Origin of the sequence: Citrobacter sp. MGH106, assembly GCF_001037495.1 — a bacterium.
Classification (GTDB): Bacteria; Pseudomonadota; Gammaproteobacteria; order Enterobacterales; family Enterobacteriaceae; genus Citrobacter; species Citrobacter murliniae.
Window position 1 is genome coordinate 2,559,479 of the sequence record NZ_KQ089822.1, and the last position, 22,520, is coordinate 2,581,998.

Below are 22,520 nucleotides of genomic sequence, written 5' to 3' on the forward strand. Positions count from 1 at the left end.
GTTAAGCATCCGTTATAATCGGAGCAACTAACAGCCTGCGGATGCTCATTATGGAATACCAATTAAACCTCAACTGGCCCGATTTTCTTGAACGCCACTGGCAAAAGCGCCCTGTGGTCTTAAAGCGTGGTTTTAACAATTTTATTGATCCGCTCTCCCCTGACGAACTGGCTGGCCTGGCAATGGAAAGCGAAGTAGACAGTCGACTTGTCAGCCATCAGGACGGTAAATGGCAGGTTAGCCACGGTCCTTTTGAGAGCTATGACCACCTTGGCGAAAACAACTGGTCGCTACTGGTGCAGGCTGTCAATCACTGGCACGAACCCACCGCTGCGCTAATGCGCCCTTTCCGGGAGTTACCGGACTGGCGTATCGACGATCTGATGATCTCCTTTTCGGTACCTGGTGGCGGCGTGGGCCCGCACCTGGATCAGTATGATGTATTTATTATTCAGGGTACCGGTCGCCGTCGCTGGCGTGTGGGTGAAAAACTCCAGCTCAAGCAACATTGTCCGCACCCGGACCTGCTACAGGTCGACCCGTTTGAAGCCATTATTGATGAAGAGCTGGAGCCTGGCGATATTCTGTATATTCCACCAGGATTCCCGCACGAAGGTTATGCGCTGGAAAACGCGATGAATTATTCGGTAGGTTTTCGCGCGCCCAATACCCGGGAGCTTATCAGCGGATTTGCTGATTACGTTCTGCAACGCGAGCTGGGTAGCACTTACTACAGCGACCCGGATCTGCCAGCCCGTGATCATCCGGCGGATGTTCTGCCGCAGGAAATGGACAAACTGCGCGAAATGATGCTTGGGCTGATTAACCAGCCTGAACATTTTAAACAGTGGTTTGGCGAGTTTATTTCCCAGTCTCGTCACGAGCTGGATATCGCCCCACCAGAGCCGCCTTATCAGCCAGACGAAATCTATGATGCCCTGAAACAGGGTGATGTGCTGGTGCGTCTCGGTGGATTGCGCGTATTACGTGTAGGTGATGATGTCTACGCTAACGGTGAAAAAATTGACTCTCCGCATCGACCTGCCCTTGAGGCGCTGGCCAACCATATTGTGCTGACAGCCGAAAACTTCGATGATGCGCTGGAAGATCCCTCTTTCCTTGCAATGCTTGCCGCACTGGTAAACAGCGGGTACTGGTTCTTCGAAGGATAATTGTTGTCGTTATGCCGGATGAGGCGTCAGCCGTCATCCGGCATCTACAGATAAACTTACTGCTGTTTTGCGGTCAATTCCGCAATACGCACGATCACCTGCACTGCTTTTTCCATTCCCTCCAGCGTCACAAACTCATGTTTACCATGATAGTTGTAGCCGCCAGTAAACAGATTCGGACATGGTAATCCCATAAACGACAGCTGCGCGCCGTCGGTGCCGCCACGAATGGGTTTCAACACCGGCTGAATATCACAATCACGCATCGCCTGCTGTGCAATATCCAGAACATGTGGATGTTCAACGACTTTTTCGCGCATATTGTAGTAACTGTCTTCTATCACCAGTTCAATATAGCAATCCGGGTGTAACCCCTTGCCGACTTTTTTGGCGATATCCATAATTTTACGTTTACGTGCTTCAAACTGTTTGCGGTCGAAATCACGGATGATGTAGTGCATATCCGCCCGATCAACCGTACCTTTCATGCTTGCCAGGTGATAAAAACCTTCATAACCCTCAGTGGTTTCCGGGCTTTCATCGGCTGGAACTTCAGCATGAATGCGGGCTGCCAGCGACAGCGCATTCACCATTACCCCTTTTGCCGTGCCAGGATGCACATTATTGCCGACGATCTTGATATTGACCGATGCCGCATTGAAGTTTTCAAACTCCAGCTCACCCACGCCACCACCGTCAACGGTATAAGCCCATTTCGCATCAAAGGCTGCAACATCAAAATGCTTTGCCCCTTTGCCAACCTCTTCGTCAGGCGTAAAGGCCACACGAATATCACCATGCGGAATGTTTTTCTGTATCAGTACGGCCAGCGCGGTCATGATTTCTGCCACGCCCGCTTTGTCATCAGCTCCCAGTAACGTTTTGCCGTCTGTGGTAATCAACGTCTGCCCAAGAAGTTGATGCAGCACCGGGAACATCACCGGCGACAGAACCTCATCACCAATACCTAGCGCAATATCGCCGCCACGGTAGTTTTCAACGATTTGCGGATTGACGTTTTTGCCACTGAAATCCGGTGAGGTATCCACATGGGAAATGAAACCGATAGCGGGAATATTACCTGCCACGTTAGCGGGCAACGTTGCCATCAACGTTCCCTTGTCGCTCAATGCAACGTTAATCAGCCCCATCTCTTCGAGTTGCTGCTTAAGCAACTGCAATAACTTCCACTGTCCTTCGGTGCTGGGAACCTGCCGCACGCCCGATTTTGATTGGGTGTCCAGCGACACGTAGTGTAAAAAACGCTCAAGTAGTTTATCCATGCAGTCACCCTCACTTTTTGTGACAACATTATCAATAAGCAACAAAAGACAAATATTGCGTCAGGTCACTTTTATCCCCGCAAATGAGAATATTTCGCCATGACATCCTTATGAATATAAAGCTAAGTCAGTAATTCGCAACAAGGATTGGCGATTACAATGGTTTGCCGTAGAATAACGGCCCTCATTAAGAGACATCAAGGTGGTCAACCACAAACCCCGCAATGGTCAGAAATCCGTTGCGTTTACATGGGACAGAGTAAAAAATTGAATAAACAACCGCGTTCGCTTTCTCCACTGGTGCAATTAGCGGGAATTCGCAAAAGTTTCGATGGTAAAGAGGTGATTTCTAACCTGGATTTGACCATCAACAATGGCGAATTCCTCACGCTGCTTGGCCCCTCTGGCTGCGGTAAAACGACCGTTCTTCGCCTGATTGCGGGTCTGGAAACGGTTGATTCCGGTCATATCATGCTAGACAACCAGGACATCACTCACGTTCCTGCGGAAAACCGCTACGTGAACACCGTATTCCAAAGCTATGCGTTATTCCCCCACATGACCGTTTTCGAAAATGTGGCTTTCGGTTTACGTATGCAGAAGACCCCCGCAGCTGACATTCCTCCTCGCGTCACCGAAGCCTTACGTATGGTGCAACTGGAAGAGTTTGCCCAGCGCAAACCACATCAACTCTCCGGTGGGCAGCAACAACGTGTGGCGATTGCCCGTGCGGTAGTCAACAAACCTCGTTTGCTGTTGTTGGATGAATCACTCTCAGCGCTGGACTACAAACTGCGCAAGCAGATGCAGAACGAACTGAAAGCACTGCAACGTAAGCTCGGCATTACTTTTGTATTTGTCACTCACGACCAGGAAGAAGCTCTGACGATGTCAGACCGCATCGTAGTGATGCGTGATGGCCGTATAGAACAGGACGGTACGCCGCGTGAAATCTACGAAGAGCCAAAAAATCTGTTCGTTGCCGGATTCATCGGTGAGATCAATATGTTTAATGCGACCGTTATTGAACGTCTGGACGAACAGCGCGTTCGCGCTAACGTTGAAGGTCGCGAGTGCAACATTTATGTGAATTTCGCGGTTGTTCCAGGACAGAAATTAAACGTCCTGCTGCGTCCGGAAGATTTGCGCGTTGATGAGATCAATGATGATAATCATATCGAAGGACTTATCGGCTACGTGCGCGAGCGCAACTACAAAGGCATGACGCTGGAGTCAGTTGTCGAACTGGAAAATGGCAAGATGGTGATGGTCAGTGAATTCTTCAACGAAGACGACCCTGACTTCGATCACTCTCTCGACCAGAAAATGGCCATTAACTGGGTAGAAAGCTGGGAGGTCGTACTGGCTGATGAAGAACACAAGTAAATTCCAGAGTGTGGTGATCGTCACCATTGTCGGTTGGCTTGTGTTATTTGTCTTTCTGCCCAACCTGATGATCATTGGCACCAGCTTTTTGACCCGAGACGATGCAAATTTCGTCAAAATGGTCTTTACGCTGGAAAACTACGCTCGTCTACTCGATCCGCTCTATTTTGAGGTACTGGTTCACTCCCTCAATATGGCGCTAATTGCCACACTTGCTTGTCTTGTGCTCGGCTATCCTTTTGCCTGGTTTTTAGTAAAGCTGCCAGAAAAAGTTCGGCCACTGCTACTGTTCCTGCTGATTGTTCCATTCTGGACCAACTCGTTAATTCGCATCTATGGACTCAAAATTTTTCTCAGCACCAAAGGCTATCTCAACGAGTTTCTTCTATGGCTCGGTGTGATTGACACGCCAATTCGCATCATGTTTACCCCCAGTGCAGTAATTATCGGTCTGGTTTACATCCTGCTGCCGTTTATGGTGATGCCGCTCTACTCCAGCATTGAGAAGCTGGACAAGCCACTACTGGAAGCGGCACGCGATCTGGGAGCAAGCAAATTTCAGACCTTTACCCGTATCATTATTCCGCTGACCATGCCGGGGATTATCGCTGGTTGTCTGCTGGTTATGCTGCCCGCGATGGGACTGTTTTACGTTTCCGATCTAATGGGCGGTGCGAAAAACCTGTTAATTGGTAACGTGATTAAAGTTCAGTTCCTGAATATCCGCGACTGGCCATTTGGTGCAGCTACCAGCATTACTCTGACCATCGTGATGGGGCTGATGCTATTGATATACTGGCGTGCTTCCCGCCTGCTGAACAAGAAGGTGGAACTCGAATGATCGGTCGACTGCTTCGCGGCGGTTTTATGACCGCAATCTACGCGTATCTGTACATTCCAATCATTATTTTGATTGTGAACTCTTTTAACAGCTCGCGCTTTGGCATCAACTGGCAAGGTTTTACCACTAAATGGTATGGCCTGTTGATGAATAATGACAGCCTGTTGCAGGCAGCGCAGCATTCACTGACCATGGCCGTGTTATCTGCAACATTTGCGACTCTGATTGGTTCACTGACGGCAGTTGCACTTTATCGCTATCGTTTTCGCGGCAAACCGTTTGTCAGCGGCATGCTGTTTGTGGTGATGATGTCACCAGATATCGTAATGGCGATTTCACTGCTGGTGCTGTTTATGCTGATCGGGATCCAACTCGGCTTCTGGTCACTGCTGTTCTCGCATATCACCTTCTGCCTGCCTTTTGTGGTAGTGACAGTTTACTCGCGCCTGAAAGGATTTGACGTGCGTATGCTTGAGGCAGCGAAGGATCTGGGGGCCAGTGAAGTGACTATTTTGCGCAAAATTATTCTACCACTGGCCATGCCTGCGGTAGCTGCAGGCTGGTTACTGAGCTTTACCCTGTCGATGGATGATGTCGTTGTCTCATCATTCGTTACCGGACCTGGCTATGAAATTCTGCCACTAAAAATCTACTCAATGGTTAAAGTAGGCGTTTCACCGGAAGTTAACGCGCTGGCTACCATTTTGTTGGTTCTGTCGCTGGTTATGGTTATCGCCAGCCAGCTTATTGCACGTGATAAAACCAAGGGCCGCTAAGGCCGATACTCAGGGGACGTTAAATGAAAAAATGGTCACGCCACCTGCTCGCGGCGGGTGCTCTGGCACTGGGCATGAACACTGCCACAGCTTCCGATAGCAATACACTCTATTTCTATAACTGGACCGAGTACGTTCCACCAGGATTGCTGGAACAGTTTACAAAAGAGACTGGTATTAAGGTTATTTATTCAACCTACGAGTCGAATGAAACCATGTATGCCAAGCTCAAAACCTATAAAGAAGGCGCCTACGACCTGGTGGTACCTTCCACCTATTACGTGGATAAGATGCGCAAAGAGGGCATGATCCAGAAAATTGACAAGTCGAAGTTAACCAACTTCAACAACCTCGATCCGGAAATGCTCAACAAGCCGTTTGACCCGAACAATGACTACTCAATTCCGTACATCTGGGGGGCAACGGCGATTGGCGTCAATAGTGATGCCATTGATCCGAAAACCGTAACCAGCTGGGCAGACCTGTGGAAACCTGAATACAAAGGCAGTCTGCTGTTAACTGATGATGCCCGTGAAGTATTCCAGATGGCACTACGTAAACTGGGCTATTCCGGCAATACCACCGATCCGAAAGAGATTGAAGCCGCCTATAACGAGTTGAAAAAGCTAATGCCCAACGTAGCCGCATTTAACTCCGATAACCCGGCGAACCCCTATATGGAAGGTGAAGTGAACCTGGGCATGGTGTGGAACGGATCCGCATTTGTCGCGCGTCAGGCTGGCACACCACTGGAAGTCGTGTGGCCGAAAGAAGGAGGTATTTTCTGGATGGACAGCTTGTCTATTCCGGCGAACGCCAAAAATAAAGAAGGTGCGCTGAAACTGATTAATTTCCTGCTGCGCCCGGATGTGGCGAAAGAAGTAGCAGAAACCATCGGTTATCCAACACCTAACCTGGCGGCGCGTAAGCTGCTAAGCCCGGCCGTGGCGAATGATAAAACGCTCTACCCTGACGCGGAAACTATCAGCAAAGGCGAATGGCAAAACGATGTCGGTTCAGCCAGCGCTATTTATGAAGAGTATTATCAGAAGCTGAAAGCAGGACGCTAATACTCTTGCAACCCGGCGAAACATGGCAACGCCGGGTTGCTAGCTGCAATCCCCGAAGTTGATTACGTCTTTCGACTGATTTATTTACCCCCGCCACCAGCTACGCTTACTCTATTCCGACTCTGCTGTGAGGCTCCCAATGGCAACGCTATGGATGCTACTTGAGCTGGTTAACCTCATTGTTTTCACTCTTTTTATTCTCCCTCGCCCTCAACCGGCTGGCGCTCGTCCTTTGCTGCCGATAGCAGCAACCCGACTATTGCGCCTGACCTTCTTACTGCCGATTCTGGCTTTTGGCTACAGTCTGTTTTTTGATCATCAGATTAATCCAGCGGACTGGGGGTACCTGGCGATAGCGATCATCGGTAACGCGCTGGTTATCAAGGGGAAATGGGATCTTGGCGGCAGCCACACCTGGACAGGATATTATTTACCCAACGCTAAACGAGTTACACGCGGCATTTTTGCCTGGATTGCGCACCCTATGTACACCGGGATTATTTTAGTGATTATCTCGTGCAGCCTGGTTTACATTACCCGACTGCCCATATGGCTGAGCGTGTTGGCACTGATCTGCTGTTTTTACATTACAGGATTTTTGATTCTGGCGGCTCTGCGCGAGAGCCGCCAGCTTGTACAGGCTTAAAGAACGTTGCCGGTAAGGGCTTTGGCACAAAAGACGCTTACAGTCCTTTCAGTAACTTCTCAACAAACTCAGGTACTACCTGACTTGCCGGACCGTAATACTTCTCTTCAAACTCGCTTCCCACCTGGCTCGGTTCAAGATTTAACTCCACCGTATGAGCCCCATGCAGTCGGGCTTCGTGCACAAAACCCGCAGCCGGATAGACATGGCCCGATGTGCCAATGGCAATGAAAACATCCGCCATTGCCAGCGCCATATAGATTTCATCCATACCCAGAGGCATTTCACCAAACCACACGACATGCGGGCGAAGCTGTGCCGGAAACTGGCAGCAATGACATTTATCTTCCGGAGTGACATCCTCCGTCCAGTCTAAAATCTGCCCGCTTTGCGAACAGCGTACCTTGAGCAGCTCGCCATGCATATGGATAACATTCCGGCTACCCGCACGTTCATGCAGATTATCGATGTTCTGCGTCACCAGCAAAAAACGGTCGCCAAGCTCTTCTTCGAGTTTCGCCAGCGCGATATGCGCAGCATTTGGTTGGATCTCGGGCTGCTGAAGTTGTTGGCGGCGAGCGTTATAAAACGACTGAACAAGCCCTGGATTACGACTAAATCCTTCCGGGGTCGCAACATCCTCAACCCGATGTTCTTCCCAAAGGCCATCCGCAGCGCGGAAGGTACGAATACCTGACTCGGCAGAAATCCCCGCTCCCGTCAGGACTAATACTCTTGGTTTTTCCATCAATTCAGGCACCACTCCGTCTCTGAAAAAGATCCGTTGACGCAGGCGATCGCGCATATGGCGTTTATTTTTACGAAAACGGCTTAACCGATGACCCCGACGCGACAGCATAACAACCTCTTTGTATTAATCGGTAAGATGTAGGAAAGCGGCCCCGCGCATCCCACCCGCATCACCGTGTCGTGCCCGTTCAATACGTGGCACACGGGCAACCGGCAGCAGATGGCGTGGCAGTCGGTCTGCCAGTTGCGTTGTTATCGCGGTAAAATTCGACAAACCACCACCAATCACCACTAAATCAGGATCGACGATAGTCAGGATATTCCCCAGGCAAACCGCCAGCAAATCCAGATAGCGTTCGACGTGCGCGCGCGCATGCTCATCACCCTGCTCCCAGAGCGAGATAATTTCGCGGGCATCCAGCGATTGATGGTAGTAATGCTGATACAGCCACGCAAATCCGCCACCGGATAGATAGCTCTCGATACATCCCAGTTGACCACAACCACAGCGACGCAACGGGAAGTCAAACCCCATCAGCGTCAGCGCATCTACTGGTAAACGGATATGACCGAACTCACCGGTGATATAACTGCGTCCGGTGATGGATTTCCCATTAAGGATCAGGCCTCCACCAACACCCGTGCCGAGGATTAATCCCATCACTAAGGGATACTGGGTGAACTCATCGTCCCAGGCTTCGGAGAGTGCAAAACAGTTGGCATCATTATCCAGGCGAACATCACGATCCAGCCGAGCACTGAGGTCGGCGCGGAGCGGTTTGCCACTGGCGGCAGGAACGTTAGCCGCGTACAGCGTACCGTCTTCAGTTTCCGGCATACCGGGGATACCAATACCCACCGAACCTTTGACACCAAATCGCTGATCGGCTTCCGTCACCAGATTACAAACTGCATCCAGGAAAGCCTCATAGCTGTCGCGTGGCGTAGGGACACGAATTTCCCACTGCAAACGACGTTGGTTATCAAACACGCCTAGCGCAATTTTAGTCCCGCCGATGTCAAATCCGTAATACATCACCGCTCCTTATTATTTTTACTGGCCGCTAAGTACTCTCGCAGGATCAATATTACTGGCGCGCCGCGCCGGATACCAACTCGCTAAAAGACTCAGCAATAATGCTGTAACCAGCACGTAAATAACATCCAGCCAGTGTAATTCGGATGGCAGGAAGTCAATAAAATAGATATCACCAGAGAGGAACTGATGACCGATAATTGCTTCAATCCCGTTAATAATCGGCGTCAGCTGCAGCGAGACAACAACCCCGATAACGACGCCTGTCAGGCTACCAAACAGACCCGCCAACAATCCATACCAGACAAAAATGGCGCGAATCAATCCATCTTTAGCGCCCAGCGTTCTTAATACCGCAATATCGCCACTCTTGTCTTTTACCGCCATCACTAACGTCGAAACGATATTAAAACAGGCGACGCCTATCACCAGTACCATTGCCAGATACATAATGGCGCGGATCATCTGTATGTCGCGATACATATAGCCGTAGGTGCCAATCCAACTCTTAATGTAGACATAGTTATTGGTTACTTCACCGGCATCTCTGACCAGTTTATTGGCATTAAATACATCGTTAACCTTGAGGGCGATCCCAGAAACGCTGGATCCCATATCCAGATACTGCTGCGCATCTTCCATTGGGATCATAGCGAAGCTGTGATCGAGCTGACCACTCAGTTGCAGAATGCCTGTGACATGTAATCGCACGCGCTTAGGTTGCTGTAACTTGTGATCGGCACTGGCGTTAGGGATCATAATCGACACCCAGTCACCCTGTTTCACCTTCAACGCATCGGCAATACCTTTGCCAATAATGACCTGTTGCTCACCGGCTTTGAAATTGTCCCAGGCGTGGTTTTGCACAAACGAAGGCAGCGCACTCAGACGCTGTTCCTGTTTGGGGTCAACACCTTTCACTTGTACGGCGCGTAAATTCGCCCCACTCTCCACCAGTCCGGTAAAGTTGATGTAGGGTGCTGCTGCCGCAATACCCGGCACTTTCTGCACGTTGTCCAGTGCTTCCCGCCAGTTGTTCCATGGCTGATTAACCGCTTCAATCTCACCGTGCGGAACAACCGCCAGAATGCGGTTATTCAGCTCGCGCTCAAAGCCGTTCATGGCGCTCAAACCAACGATCAATACCGCTACACCTAATGCGATACCAATGGTAGAAATAACGGAAATCAGCGAGACCATGCCACCGCGCCGCCGACCACGGCTAAAGCGCAGCCCAATCAATAACGATAAAGGCGAAGCCATTACTCTGCTCCCATCAGGCTCAGTTCAGCCGTCAGACGACCATCGCGCATTTCAAGCTGACGACTCATTCGCTTCGCCAGTTGCAGATCGTGCGTCACCACCAGAAATGCCGTGCCCTGAGAACGATTCAGTTCTCCCAGAAGCTCGAAAATACTGTCCGCGTTGCGCGCATCAAGGTTACCCGTCGGCTCATCCGCGAGGACCAGACGCGGGTTATTCACCAATGCGCGAGCAATAGCCACACGCTGGCGCTCGCCGCCCGAAAGTTCAGAAGGACGGTGGCTGGCACGGTGATCCAGCCCAACCGCTTTCAGCATATCGCGCGCACGCTCGGTAATTTCAGCCGGTTTTTTCTTACCGATTAACAAAGGCATCGCCACGTTTTCCAGCGCGGTAAAATCCGGTAACAGATGGTGGAACTGGTAAATAAAACCGAGCTTCTGATTACGTAACTCCGCTTTTGCCGCAGACGAAAGTTTGCTCATTGGCTGGCCGCTAAAAATCACATCGCCTGACGTCGGCGTATCCAAGCCACCCAGCAGATGCAGCAAGGTACTTTTGCCGGAGCCTGAGCTGCCGACAATCGCCATCATTTCACCCTCGCCGACGCAAAAACTGACATCGTGCAACACATCAGTTTGTACGGAGCCTTCCTGATAGCGTTTGCACAGGTTGTCGCATTGCAACAGGATCTTATTCATAACGTAAAGCCTCAGCGGGTTGAGTGGCGGCAGCGCGCCAGGAAGGATAAAGCGTAGACAGCAGCGCGATGGCCATTGCCACCAGCGCAATGACGATAACCTGTAGTGGTTCAATAGCGACCGGCAACGCTGCGCCATCCAGGAGCGTCCCGATAATTGGCATCAGGTTATTCAACTGGCTGGCAAGCAACGCTCCCAGCACAGCGCCCAGCAGCGCGCCAATAATACCTGCGCTGGCCCCCTGAACCATAAACACCATCATTATTTGTCGCGGCGTTAGCCCCTGGGTTTGTAAAATTGCCACTTCCCCTTGCTTCTCCATCACCATCAGGCCCAGCGAAGTAATAATATTGAACGCCGCGACAGCCACGATCAGGCTCAACAGCAGTCCCATCATGTTTTTTTCCATCCGCACAGCCTGGAACAGCTCGCCTTTGCGCTCACGCCAGTCCTGCCACTTAGTCCCCTGCGGCAGCGTTTGCTGACTCAGTGTATCGACCTTCAATGGCTCGTTCAGCCACAGACGCCAGCCTGTGATATTGCCCGCTGGATAGCGCATCAGACGTGATGCGTCCTGGATATTGGTCAGCATCTGGTAGCCATCGACTTCGCTGTTGGCGGCAAAAGTGCCAATCACATTGAACAAACGTTGACTTGGCAGACGTCCCATTGGCGTGAACTGGCTGGCTGACGGCACCATAACGCGGATTTGATCACCCCGGTTCACGCCCAACTGCCCGGCAAGCTGTTCACCGAGGATGACATTATACTTGCCCGGTGCGAGATCTGTTTGCTTCACATTGACCAGATACGGCGTCAGCGGATCTTTTTGCGCCGGGTCGATGCCCAGCATAACGCCAACAGCAACGCTGCGCGCACTTTGCAGGACGACATCTCCCGTCGTCAGCGGTGCAACACGATTGACGCCATTCAATACCACGGCTTTTTCAGGCAGCAGTTGCGGGTTAACGGAGCCCTGTTCAGAAGAGAGAATGGCCTGAGGCATCAGACCAAGAATGTTATTTTGCAGCTCGCGCTCGAAACCGTTCATTACCGACAATACCGTGACCAGTGCCATTACCCCGAGAGTAATGCCTATGGTTGAGAGCCAGGAAACGAAGCGACCGAAGCGATCAGCTGCACGCCCACGCATATAACGCAGGCCGATGAATAGAGCGACAGGTTGATACATGAAATCCGTCTGGTTGCTGTAGCAAAGCCACGAGTATATAAGCGAAAGCGGAATGGGTAAATGACTGAACCGTAAGTGTTCGTCAGCTTTAATCTGAAAAGCATAAACAAATCAATTCACTATAGTTATCTCTCCTCGCATCGTTCTTTGTCCCTGATCTTAATCTGAAAAAAATAAAAAGCAGACGGTTACGCATTACAGCGTTCCCCTGTATCCGCAGGATGACAGACTATCTCACTCAATATGGATACGCCGTCGCAATGAACCAAAAAGAATTATGGATTAATCAAATCAAAGGGTTATGTATATGTCTGGTGGTTATTTACCACTCAGTTATTACCTTTTACCCTCATCTCACCACTTTTCAGCATCCTCTTGCAGAAATGCTGGCCAAAAGCTGGATTTACCTCAACTTGTATCTGGCACCGTTTCGGATGCCAGTATTTTTCTTTATTTCGGGTTATCTCATTCGTCGTTATATCGACAGCGTCTCCTGGACCACCTGTGTGGATAAGCGGATCTGGAATATTGTCTGGGTACTGGTACTGTGGGGAATAGTGCAATGGCTGGCATTAACGACGCTCAATGGCTGGCTGGCCCCGGAACGCGACCTGGCCCATGCAGCCAATGCCGCTTATGCCGATTCCGCGCGTGACTTTACGCGTGGCATGCTTACTGCCAGCACCAGCCTGTGGTATCTGTACGCACTGGTGGTCTACTTTATCCTGTGTAAAACTTTCAACCGCTGGGCATTTCCGCTGCTGCCGCTGTTGATGTTGCTCAGTATAGCGATAAACTTCTTCCCAACGCCGTGGTGGGGAATGAACAGCGTATTACGCAATCTGCCGTATTACGGCCTCGGTGCCTGGTCTGGCGCAACGCTGATGGCGTGGATTAAAGAAGTTCCCCTGGGACGCCACGCTCTGATATTTACATTTACCGCCTTACTGTCCGTCATGGCCTGGCTGGCAAATGTTTCGCTGCTACTGTCACTGCTCTCCATTGTGCTTATTATGAAAATGTTTTATCAGTTCGAGCAACGCTTTGGCATGCGGGCCAACAGTCTATTAAGTGTGATTGGCGCGAACACCATCGCTATCTACACCACGCACCGTATCCTGGTCGAGGCGTTCAGCTTAACGCTAATCCCCAAACTGAATCACGCCGCATGGCCTGCAAAAGTGGAACTGGCTGTGTTACTCATTTATCCGTTTGCCAGTTTGTTAATGTGCACCCTCGCCGGACTTATAGTGCGAAAGTTTTCGCAGAAAGCCGTGGCCGATCTGCTTTTTTCCCCGCCGACTTTGGCGACCGTCACCCGCTAACCTCACCGTTTTTTGCCCCCATTTGGGGGCGATTCAATTTGCTTATGAGAAACGATCACGGATAATAAAGAACATTGCTTATCAGACGTATATCTAAACGAGATCCTGACAACCGTTATGCCTGAACAACATCGTTATACGCTCCCAGCGAAAGCTGGCGATCAGCGCCAGTTAGGTGAACTTACCGGTGCCGCCTGCGCTACGCTGGTGGCAGAAATCGCCGAGCACCACGCTGGTCCGGTGGTGCTCATCGCGCCGGACATGCAAAATGCCCTGCGCCTGCATGATGAAATTCGTCAGTTCACCGACCAGATGGTGATGAACCTTGCAGACTGGGAAACACTCCCATACGACAGTTTTTCCCCTCATCAGGAAATCATCTCCTCACGGCTCTCTACATTGTATCAACTGCCTTCCATGCAGCGCGGTGTACTGATTGTGCCGGTAAACACTCTGATGCAGCGCGTGTGCCCACACAGCTATCTGCACGGCCATGCACTGGTGATGAAAAAAGGCCAACGCCTGTCGCGCGATGCCCTGCGTGAGCAACTGGACAGCGCCGGTTATCGCCACGTTGACCAGGTCATGGAACACGGCGAATATGCCACACGCGGCGCGTTACTGGACCTGTTTCCGATGGGCAGTGAACTGCCTTACCGCCTTGATTTCTTTGATGATGAAATTGACAGTTTGCGTCTGTTTGATACAGATACTCAACGCACACTGGAAGAAGTCGACGCTATTAACTTATTACCCGCACACGAATTCCCTACGGATAAAACGGCCATCGAGCTGTTCCGTAGCCAGTGGCGCGATACTTTTGAAGTTAAACGCGACGCGGAGCATATTTACCAGCAGGTCAGTAAAGGCACGCTGCCTGCCGGGATCGAATACTGGCAGCCGCTGTTTTTCAGCGAACCGCTGCCGCCGCTTTTCAGCTACTTCCCCGCAAATACGCTGCTGGTGAATACTGGCGATTTAGAGACCAGCGCAGAACGCTTTCAGGTCGATACGCTATCGCGCTTCGAAAACCGGGGCGTCGATCCGATGCGCCCTCTTCTGCCGCCGGAATCATTGTGGTTACGCGTGGATGAGCTGTTCTCTGAGCTTAAACGCTGGCCACGCGTTCAGCTCAAAACTGAGAGCCTGCCGAAAAAAGCTGCAAATACCAACCTGGGATTCAAGAAGCTCCCGGACCTGGCGGTACAAGCGCAGCAAAAAGCACCACTGGATGCGTTACGTAAATTTCTCGAATCATTTGATGGCCCGGTGATTTTCTCGGTTGAAAGTGAAGGACGCCGTGAAGCGCTTGGCGACCTTCTCGCCCGCATCAAGATTGCTCCAAAACGTATTTTACGCCTCGATGAAGCGGTCGATGCCGGTCGCTATCTGATGATTGGCTCAGCGGAACACGGGTTCATCGACAGCAACCGGAATCTGGCGCTGATCTGCGAAAGCGATCTTCTCGGTGAGCGAGTGGCGCGTCGCCGTCAGGACTCGCGCCGCACCATCAACCCGGACACATTAATCCGTAACCTCGCTGAACTGCACCCAGGTCAGCCGGTGGTGCATCTTGAACACGGCGTGGGACGCTATGCCGGTATGACCACCCTGGAAGCCGGCGGTATCACTGGTGAGTATCTGATGCTCACCTACGCCAATGACGCCAAACTGTATGTGCCGGTGTCGTCGTTACATCTTATTAGCCGCTACGCCGGTGGTGCGGAAGAGAATGCGCCACTGCATAAACTTGGCGGCGATGCCTGGTCGCGTGCCCGTCAGAAAGCCGCCGAGAAAGTTCGCGATGTCGCAGCAGAACTGCTGGATATCTACGCCCAACGCGCCGCAAAAGAAGGTTTTGCCTTTAAGCATGATCGTGAACAGTATCAGTTGTTCTGTGACAGCTTCCCGTTTGAGACCACACCGGATCAGGCCCAGGCCATTAACGCTGTACTCAGCGACATGTGTCAGCCACTGGCAATGGACAGACTGGTCTGTGGCGATGTGGGCTTTGGTAAAACCGAAGTGGCGATGCGTGCTGCATTCCTTGCCGTAGAGAACCACAAACAGGTCGCCGTGCTGGTACCGACCACCCTGCTCGCCCAGCAGCACTTTGACAACTTCCGCGACCGCTTTGCCAACTGGCCAGTACGCATTGAGATGCTATCCCGTTTCCGCAGTGCCAAAGAGCAGGCGCAAATTCTCGAACAGGTCGCTGAGGGGAAAATCGATATCCTGATTGGTACTCACAAACTGCTGCAAAGTGATGTGAAGCTAAAAGATTTGGGCCTGCTTATCGTCGATGAAGAGCACCGGTTCGGCGTACGACATAAAGAGCGCATTAAAGCGATGCGCGCTGACGTAGATATTCTGACGCTGACGGCAACCCCCATCCCGCGAACCCTCAATATGGCAATGAGCGGCATGCGCGATCTGTCGATTATCGCTACACCTCCTGCCCGTCGCCTGGCGGTTAAAACCTTTGTTCGTGAGTACGACAATCTGGTGGTGCGTGAAGCAATCCTGCGTGAGGTTCTGCGCGGTGGTCAGGTCTATTATTTGTTCAACGATGTCGAGAATATCCAGAAAACTGCCGATCGGCTGGCGGAGCTGGTGCCTGAAGCGCGCATTGCCATTGGACACGGACAAATGCGCGAGCGGGAACTGGAACGCGTGATGAACGATTTCCACCACCAGCGCTTTAACGTGCTGGTGTGCACCACCATTATTGAAACCGGAATCGACATCCCAACCGCCAACACCATTATTATCGAGCGCGCAGACCATTTTGGGCTGGCACAGTTACACCAGTTACGCGGTCGCGTCGGGCGTTCGCACCACCAGGCTTACGCCTGGCTGTTGACACCGCATCCGAAAGCAATGACGACTGATGCCCAAAAACGCCTTGAAGCTATCGCCTCGCTGGAAGATCTGGGTGCCGGATTTGCGCTGGCAACTCACGACCTCGAAATTCGCGGTGCGGGTGAACTGCTGGGTGAAGACCAGAGTGGCTCAATGGAAACCATCGGCTTCTCGCTGTACATGGAACTACTGGAAAACGCTGTCGATGCTCTGAAAGAAGGCCGGGAACCGTCGCTGGAAGATCTCACCAGTCAGCAAACTGAAGTGGAATTACGGGTACCGTCGCTGCTACCGGATGACTACATTCCCGATGTTAATACACGACTGTCGTTCTATAAACGCATCGCCAGTGCGAAGAACGAAAATGAGCTGGAAGAGATCAAGGTCGAGCTGATCGACCGTTTCGGTCTGCTGCCCGATCCGGCCAGGACATTGCTGGATGTCGCCCGTTTACGCCAGCAGGCACAGAAACTGGGTATCAGAAAGCTCGAGGGAAATGAAAAAGGTGGCACGATTGAGTTTGCAGAGAAAAACCACGTCAACCCGGTCTGGTTGATTGGACTATTGCAAAAACAGCCGCAACATTTCCGTCTGGATGGCCCTACCCGTCTGAAATTCATGCAGGAACTGAGCGAGCGAAAAAAACGCATCGAATGGGTGCGTCAGTTTATGCGCCAGCTTGAAGAGAACGCGGTAGCGTAAACGGCGGGTCGGGTGAGAACAACGCTCACCCGACCCGGTATTTACAAACTCTTTGCACTTCCCTGCACTTCCCGACAGAGCAAACCGCCATAATTCCTGTTTACTTTTACATAACAATAACCACGTAAAAACAATGGATTTATGGTGATGTTAAACAATATATCTATCTCTCGCTGGTTCACATTTGTTACGCTCGCCGCAACCATGGTTTTGGCCCTTCCGGCTCAGGCAAATACCTGGCCGCTACCTCCTCCCGGAAGCAAGGTGGTTGGTAAAAACGCCGTTCACGTTGTCGAAAATAATGGCGGTTCACTGGAAGCTATTGCGAAAAAATACAACGTTGGTTTTTTAGCTCTGCTACAGGCGAATCCTGGCGTTGATCCTTTCGTACCTCGGGCAGGCAGTGTGCTGACTATTCCGTTGCAGACCTTGCTGCCGGATGCACCACGCGAAGGCATTGTGATTAACCTCGCTGAGCTGCGTCTTTATTACTATCATCCGGGTAAAAATTCGGTGACCGTGTATCCCATTGGCATCGGTCAGTTGGGCGGAGACACACTGACACCAACAATGGTTACCACCATTTCAGATAAACGAGCCAACCCAACCTGGACGCCAACCACTAATATTCGCGCACGTTATAAAGCGCAGGGGATCGACCTACCGGCTGTGGTACCTGCTGGCCCGGACAACCCCATGGGCCACCATGCCATTCGCTTAGCGGCATACGGTGGTGTTTATCTGCTGCATGGCACAAACGCTGATTTTGGTATCGGTATGCGTGTCAGCTCTGGTTGTATTCGCCTGCGCGATGGCGATATTGAGACCTTATTCCGCCAGGTAACTCCTGGAACAAAGGTCAATATCATTAACACGCCAATTAAAGCGTCTGTTGAACCAAACGGTATGCGTCTGGTTGAAGTGCACCAACCGCTGTCGAAAAATATAGATGACGACCCGCAGGTACTGCCGATCGTACTGAATACGTCAATGCAGAACTTTAAAAATGCAGTGCAAACGGACCAGACCGTCATGGAGCATGCGATGGAACTACGCTCAGGGATGCCGGTCGACGTGACACGCCATCACGGCGTTACTCAGCAGACACTGTAAAACACAACCCATGAAAAAACCCCGCTGGACGTTGTTCAGCGGGGTTTTTTATTTAAATCGCAGTGGCATTACGATGGGTTAAAACTTATTTATAAATAACCGCAGTCCCGTGGAGGGTGTTAGGACCGGTAACGGAAGTAATGCGGAACGACTTCGCGCCCATTTCATCCGCTTTCTGTGCCAGTTGATCTTCCAGAGAACCTAAGTTGGTACCTGCATTAGCAGAAATAGTCCCAACTTTCTGTTGGTCTGCAGGCGTTGCCTGAACCTCAACAGCAGCAAAGCTGGCGAATGAAAGTGAGCTCAGAACGGTAGCAAGAAGGAGTGTTTGTACGTTTTTCATAATTGTGACCTTTAGCAGATGAATGTGCGCCGCAAAGATTAACTTAACGATCGATAGGTAAATCATAGATGTGATCCAGGTCACACGTCAACAATTTTTTATAATGATCGTTATACAAATCATAAAGGCCTTATCTTTCATACTAATAGCCATGAATTATTTTTATCGTGAATCTGCTGGAGAGTGTGGTCGAATATTTTTATAATGGTTATTCAACAAACCCAATCAGGTACGACGGCACCATGACAACTGAAACAACGAGTTGTACAAAGAAAAGCCGTGGCCGACCAAAAGTGTTCGACAGGGAAGCCGCGCTTGATAAGGCCATGACACTCTTCTGGCAGCACGGGTATGAAGCGACATCGCTCTCCGATCTCGTGGAAGCAACCGGTGCTAAAGCGCCCACGCTGTATGCGGAATTTACCAATAAAGAAGGATTATTTCGCGCCGTGCTGGACCGCTACATCAGCCGTTTTGCGGCAAAACATGAAGCTCAGCTTTTTTGCGAAGAAAAAAGTCTTGAGTCTGCACTGGAAGACTATTTCACCGCCATAGCCACCTGTTTCACCAGCAAGGACACACCTGCGGGATGTTTTATGATTAATACCTCCGCAACGCTTGCTGCCTCCTCCCGTGACATTGCACACACGGTTAAAACCCGCCACGCTATGCAGGAACAGACGCTTGCCCGGTTTCTTTGCCAACGCCAGGAACATGGTGAAATTCCTGCCCACTGCGATCCGCAGAAACTGGCCGAATTTCTGAACTGTATTTTACAAGGGATGTCGATCAGTGCCCGTGAAGGCGCAACGTTCGAAAAACTGATGCAGATAACCCATACAACCTTGCGGCTGTGGCCTGAATTACTCAAAGAGTAATGCTTTACCGTGACAACTTTTCATTTCTAAGATTATCGGGAGTTTATCTCGCTCCCGATCCCCTCTGAATCACCCTACTTTTATCATTGTTTTCATAACTTTAATGCTACATTTTTGTAAAAACAATTGATAATCACAATCAATATCAGCAATATTCGCATTTGTTTTAACATCCATTTCCCAATGTAACTATCGGTTTCTACGCCGCAATAAAAAAAACAGACCGACTCTTTTTTAAAAGGAATGCGAATGAATAAGCGTCTTTGGGTGCTCAATCCAATCTTATTATCTTTAACCCTGCCGGTAATGGCGGCACAGAATGAAGAAGAAAATCTCATCGTCAGCGCCAACCGTAGCCAGCGAACTGTGGCTGAAATGGCGCAAACCACCTGGGTCATTGAAGGCAGCGAGATTGAACAGCAGGTTCAGGGTGGTAAAGAGTTCAAAGATGTGCTGGCTCAGTTAATCCCTGGAATTGACGTCAGCAGTCAGGGACGGACGAACTACGGGATGAACATGCGTGGACGCGCCATCGTTGTGTTGATTGACGGTGTTCGCCTGAACTCCTCCCGTACCGACAGCCGCCAACTGGATTCCATTGACCCCTTTAATATTGCGCATATCGAGGTTATCTCTGGTGCAACATCGTTGTATGGCGGTGGAAGTACCGGTGGATTGATCAATATTGTCACCAAAAAAGGCCAGCCAGAACGCGAAGTTGAACTCGAACTGGGAAGCAAAAGCGGCTTCAACAACAGTAACGATCATGACGAACGTGTCGCCGCAGCTGTCAGCGGAGGAACCGATCACGCTTCCGGACGCATGTCCGTCGCTTATCAACGATTTGGCGGCTGGTATGACGGCAACAACGATGCCTTAATGCTGGATAACACTCAAACCGGCCTGCAGCATTCCGATCGTCTCGACATCATGGGCACCGGCACAATAGAGATTGATGACAACCGTCAACTACAACTGGTTACCCAGTACTATAAAAGCCAGGGGGATGATGATTACGGATTATATCTGGGCGAGAATATGTCGGCGGTGACGGGAACGGGGAAAGCCTACACCAGCAGCGGTCTGAGTTCCGATCGCATTCCCGGCACGGAGCGTCATCTTATCAGCCTGCAATATTCCGATGCTGACTTCTTCGGCCAGAATTTGGTCAGTCAGGTTTACTACCGTGATGAATCTCTGACATTCTACCCCTTCCCTACACTGAGCAAAGGCAAAGTCACCAGTTTCTCCGCATCACAGCAGGATACCGATCAATTTGGCGCAAAAATTACCCTTAATAGCCAACTGATGGAGAACTGGGAGCTGACATGGGGTATCGATGCGGACCATGAAACCTTCGACTCCAACCAGAAATTCTTTGATCTTGCCTGGTCCCTGCCCTCTGGCGGCATGGATAACCGCACCGCCTATACCACCGGGCGTTATCCTGGTTACAGCATTACCAACTTCGCGCCTTTCCTGCAAAACAGCTATGACATAAACGACATCTTCACGTTAAGTGCCGGCGTTCGCTATCAATGGACCGAAAACCGGGTTGATGATTTTGTCGGCTATGCGCAGCAACAAGGGATTGCTAATGGGCTGGCACACTCTGCAGATGTGATTCCTGGCGGGAAAACTGATTACGATAATTTCCTGTTTAATGCGGGCATTCTTGCACATCTGACTGACCGTCAGCAGACATGGTTTAATTTCTCTCAGGGTGTGGAGCTTCCCGATCCGGGGAAATACTACGGGAACGGTACTTACTCACTTGTCGGTGACCATTATCAACTCCAGCGTAGTGTCAATGTGGCAGATTCTCGGCTGGAAGGCATAAAGGTAAACTCTTTTGAACTGGGTTGGCGCTACACCGGTGATAGCCTGCGCACTCAACTGGCGGCCTACTACTCTACCTCGGATAAGTCGATTGTCATTAACCGCAGCGATATGACCATTAATGTGCAACCAGACGATCGCCGGATATATGGCCTCGAAGGTGCCGTGGATTATTTCATTGCTGACACTGACTGGAGCCTGGGAAGTAACTTCAACATCATCAAATCGGAAGTCAAACAGAACGGTAAATGGCAGAAGTGGGACGTCACACTGGCCTCGCCATCAAAAGCAACCGCCTGGGTCGGCTGGGCGCCTGAACCGTGGTCGTTACGTATACAGAGTCAGCAGACATTTGACCTGAGCGACGCCAGCGGCAACAAGCTGGACGGGTATAACACCATGGATTTCATAGGCAGCTATCAGCTCCCGCTGGGTAAACTGACCTTCAGCGTTGAAAACCTGCTGAATGAAGAGTACACCACACTTTGGGGACAACGTGCACCGTTACTTTACAGCCCAACCTACGGTAGCCCTTCACTCTATGAATACAAAGGCCGCGGTCGCACCTTTGGTCTGAACTATGCCTTAACCTTCTGATAAAAAAAGCCCCCCAGCCTGAGCGATTGGGGGGCTAATTGATGTGCAGAGTAAAGCTTTTTTACGCTTTGTTATTCAGAACCAACTGGCCATTGTTATCCAGTGGAATTTGCGAACCAGGATCTTTATCCATCCGGATTTTGCCCTGCTGATCGCCAATTTTGTACGTTACGTCGTAACCAAGCATTTTTTCCGACTTGTCATACACCGTTTTACAACGTTGCTGTGTGGTGGTGTATGTATCGTTTTCCTGCATTGAACCCTGGATCTGGTTACCAGCATAACCGCCACCTAAAGCACCAGCGACGGTCGCAATGTCTTTACCTCGTCCACCACCAAACTGATGACCGATAACACCACCCGCAACAGCGCCCAGTACCGAACCGGCAATACGATTCTCATCCTGCACAGGTTTACGATGGGTAACGGTAACGTTACGGCACTCCTGACGCGGCGTTTTTACCGTTTCTTTTATCGGCGTCGCAGAGACGACGTGTGCATATTGTGGGCCACGTTCAAAAACGTTCAGACTGGCTACCGCCGCCACGCCCAGCGCAGCCGCCACGCCAATCCCTATACCCGCCAACATTGATTTATTCACGGGACATCCTCCTTTTTTGCTATTAGCAACAACTTTGCAACAGGATGTAAGGAATGCCAATCAGAATGGGGATGAAAATAGCGAGGGTAAGCGCGAAAGCAGCGTGATTCAGACGGTTCTGAATCACGCAGAACAGGATGTCAT

Annotated in this window: 19 protein-coding genes; 11 read left to right on the plus strand and 8 right to left on the minus strand. The window is 50.7% G+C overall.

Annotated elements, in window-relative coordinates; translation table 11 throughout:
• Positions 1-50: 50 nt before the first annotated feature.
• Positions 51-1,172, plus strand: a complete 1,122-nt coding sequence (gene roxA, locus SK36_RS12095; RefSeq protein WP_045441843.1) for a [50S ribosomal protein L16]-arginine 3-hydroxylase — start codon at positions 51-53, stop codon at positions 1,170-1,172.
• Positions 1,173-1,228: 56 nt separating this feature from the next.
• Here the strand turns inward: roxA and pepT are convergent, their stop codons facing one another.
• Positions 1,229-2,455 carry a peptidase T gene (gene pepT, locus SK36_RS12100; protein ID WP_048221637.1) on the minus strand — a complete coding sequence of 409 codons (1,227 nt, stop codon included), beginning with the start codon at positions 2,453-2,455 and terminating at the stop codon, positions 1,229-1,231.
• A 249-nt stretch (positions 2,456-2,704) separates the two neighbouring features.
• Between pepT and potA the strand changes: the two genes are divergently transcribed.
• The 5 genes from potA to SK36_RS12125 all read left to right on the plus strand — a co-directional run bounded on the left by potA (position 2,705) and on the right by SK36_RS12125 (position 7,174).
• Positions 2,705-3,841, plus strand: coding sequence for a spermidine/putrescine ABC transporter ATP-binding protein PotA (gene potA, locus SK36_RS12105; protein ID WP_045441837.1), 1,137 nt, complete (start codon positions 2,705-2,707; stop codon positions 3,839-3,841).
• Positions 3,825-4,682 (plus strand): spermidine/putrescine ABC transporter permease PotB, encoded by an 858-nt coding sequence (potB, locus tag SK36_RS12110; protein ID WP_045441829.1) that lies wholly within the window; start codon positions 3,825-3,827, stop codon positions 4,680-4,682. Before potA ends, potB begins: the two co-directional genes overlap by 17 nt.
• Positions 4,679-5,458 (plus strand): spermidine/putrescine ABC transporter permease PotC, encoded by a 780-nt coding sequence (gene potC, locus SK36_RS12115; protein WP_003030794.1) that lies wholly within the window; start codon positions 4,679-4,681, stop codon positions 5,456-5,458. Before potB ends, potC begins: the two co-directional genes overlap by 4 nt.
• 23 nt (positions 5,459-5,481) lie before the next feature.
• The gene (potD, locus tag SK36_RS12120; RefSeq protein ID WP_048221638.1) at positions 5,482-6,528 is read left to right on the plus strand and encodes a spermidine/putrescine ABC transporter substrate-binding protein PotD; all 1,047 of its coding nucleotides are present in this window, start codon (positions 5,482-5,484) and stop codon (positions 6,526-6,528) included.
• Between the two features lie 139 nt (positions 6,529-6,667).
• Positions 6,668-7,174, plus strand: a complete 507-nt coding sequence (locus SK36_RS12125) for a methyltransferase (RefSeq protein WP_048221639.1) — start codon at positions 6,668-6,670, stop codon at positions 7,172-7,174.
• A 37-nt stretch (positions 7,175-7,211) separates the two neighbouring features.
• Here SK36_RS12125 and cobB read toward each other — a convergent pair whose 3' ends face one another.
• From cobB to lolC, 5 genes are read right to left on the minus strand one after another with little or no spacing between them, the layout of a single operon-like run.
• The gene (gene cobB, locus SK36_RS12130) at positions 7,212-8,033 is read right to left on the minus strand and encodes a Sir2 family NAD+-dependent deacetylase (RefSeq protein WP_045441822.1); all 822 of its coding nucleotides are present in this window, start codon (positions 8,031-8,033) and stop codon (positions 7,212-7,214) included.
• Positions 8,034-8,048: 15 nt separating this feature from the next.
• Complete coding sequence (gene nagK, locus SK36_RS12135) at positions 8,049-8,960, minus strand: N-acetylglucosamine kinase (protein WP_045441811.1); 912 nt, start codon at positions 8,958-8,960, stop codon at positions 8,049-8,051.
• Positions 8,961-8,978: 18 nt separating this feature from the next.
• Entirely contained in the window at positions 8,979-10,223 is a 1,245-nt protein-coding gene (lolE, locus tag SK36_RS12140) for a lipoprotein-releasing ABC transporter permease subunit LolE (RefSeq protein ID WP_048221640.1), read from the minus strand.
• Positions 10,223-10,924 (minus strand): lipoprotein-releasing ABC transporter ATP-binding protein LolD, encoded by a 702-nt coding sequence (lolD, locus tag SK36_RS12145; RefSeq protein ID WP_045441805.1) that lies wholly within the window; start codon positions 10,922-10,924, stop codon positions 10,223-10,225. The genes lolE and lolD overlap by 1 nt, the downstream gene beginning before the upstream one ends.
• A complete protein-coding gene (gene lolC / locus SK36_RS12150) occupies positions 10,917-12,116 on the minus strand; it encodes a lipoprotein-releasing ABC transporter permease subunit LolC (RefSeq protein WP_048221641.1) in 1,200 nt (399 codons plus the stop codon). The genes lolD and lolC overlap by 8 nt, the downstream gene beginning before the upstream one ends.
• Positions 12,117-12,376: 260 nt before the next feature.
• Here lolC and SK36_RS12155 point away from each other — a divergent pair, with 260 nt between their 5' ends.
• The 3 genes from SK36_RS12155 to ldtC all read left to right on the plus strand — a co-directional run bounded on the left by SK36_RS12155 (position 12,377) and on the right by ldtC (position 18,118).
• Entirely contained in the window at positions 12,377-13,441 is a 1,065-nt protein-coding gene (locus SK36_RS12155; protein ID WP_048221642.1) for an acyltransferase family protein, read from the plus strand.
• A gap of 117 nt (positions 13,442-13,558) precedes the next feature.
• Positions 13,559-17,005: a transcription-repair coupling factor gene (mfd, locus tag SK36_RS12160; RefSeq protein WP_048221643.1), complete on the plus strand. Its 3,447-nt coding sequence runs from the start codon at positions 13,559-13,561 to the stop codon at positions 17,003-17,005.
• Positions 17,006-17,152: 147 nt separating this feature from the next.
• Positions 17,153-18,118: a L,D-transpeptidase LdtC gene (gene ldtC, locus SK36_RS12165; RefSeq protein ID WP_048221644.1), complete on the plus strand. Its 966-nt coding sequence runs from the start codon at positions 17,153-17,155 to the stop codon at positions 18,116-18,118.
• 85 nt (positions 18,119-18,203) lie between these two features.
• Here ldtC and bhsA read toward each other — a convergent pair whose 3' ends face one another.
• The gene (bhsA, locus tag SK36_RS12170) at positions 18,204-18,461 is read right to left on the minus strand and encodes a multiple stress resistance protein BhsA (protein WP_045449568.1); all 258 of its coding nucleotides are present in this window, start codon (positions 18,459-18,461) and stop codon (positions 18,204-18,206) included.
• A 242-nt stretch (positions 18,462-18,703) separates the two neighbouring features.
• On the opposite strand from bhsA, the gene comR reads away from it, so the two are divergent.
• Positions 18,704-19,339, plus strand: a complete 636-nt coding sequence (comR, locus tag SK36_RS12175; protein ID WP_045441792.1) for a TetR family copper-responsive transcriptional repressor ComR — start codon at positions 18,704-18,706, stop codon at positions 19,337-19,339.
• Positions 19,340-19,588: 249 nt separating this feature from the next.
• The gene (locus SK36_RS12180) at positions 19,589-21,775 is read left to right on the plus strand and encodes a TonB-dependent siderophore receptor (RefSeq protein WP_048221645.1); all 2,187 of its coding nucleotides are present in this window, start codon (positions 19,589-19,591) and stop codon (positions 21,773-21,775) included.
• Between the two features lie 61 nt (positions 21,776-21,836).
• On the opposite strand, the gene SK36_RS12185 is transcribed toward SK36_RS12180, so the two are convergent.
• On the minus strand, positions 21,837-22,376 hold the full coding sequence (locus SK36_RS12185; RefSeq protein WP_045441787.1) for a glycine zipper 2TM domain-containing protein: 540 nt from the start codon (positions 22,374-22,376) through the stop codon (positions 21,837-21,839).
• Positions 22,377-22,520 lie beyond the last annotated feature (144 nt).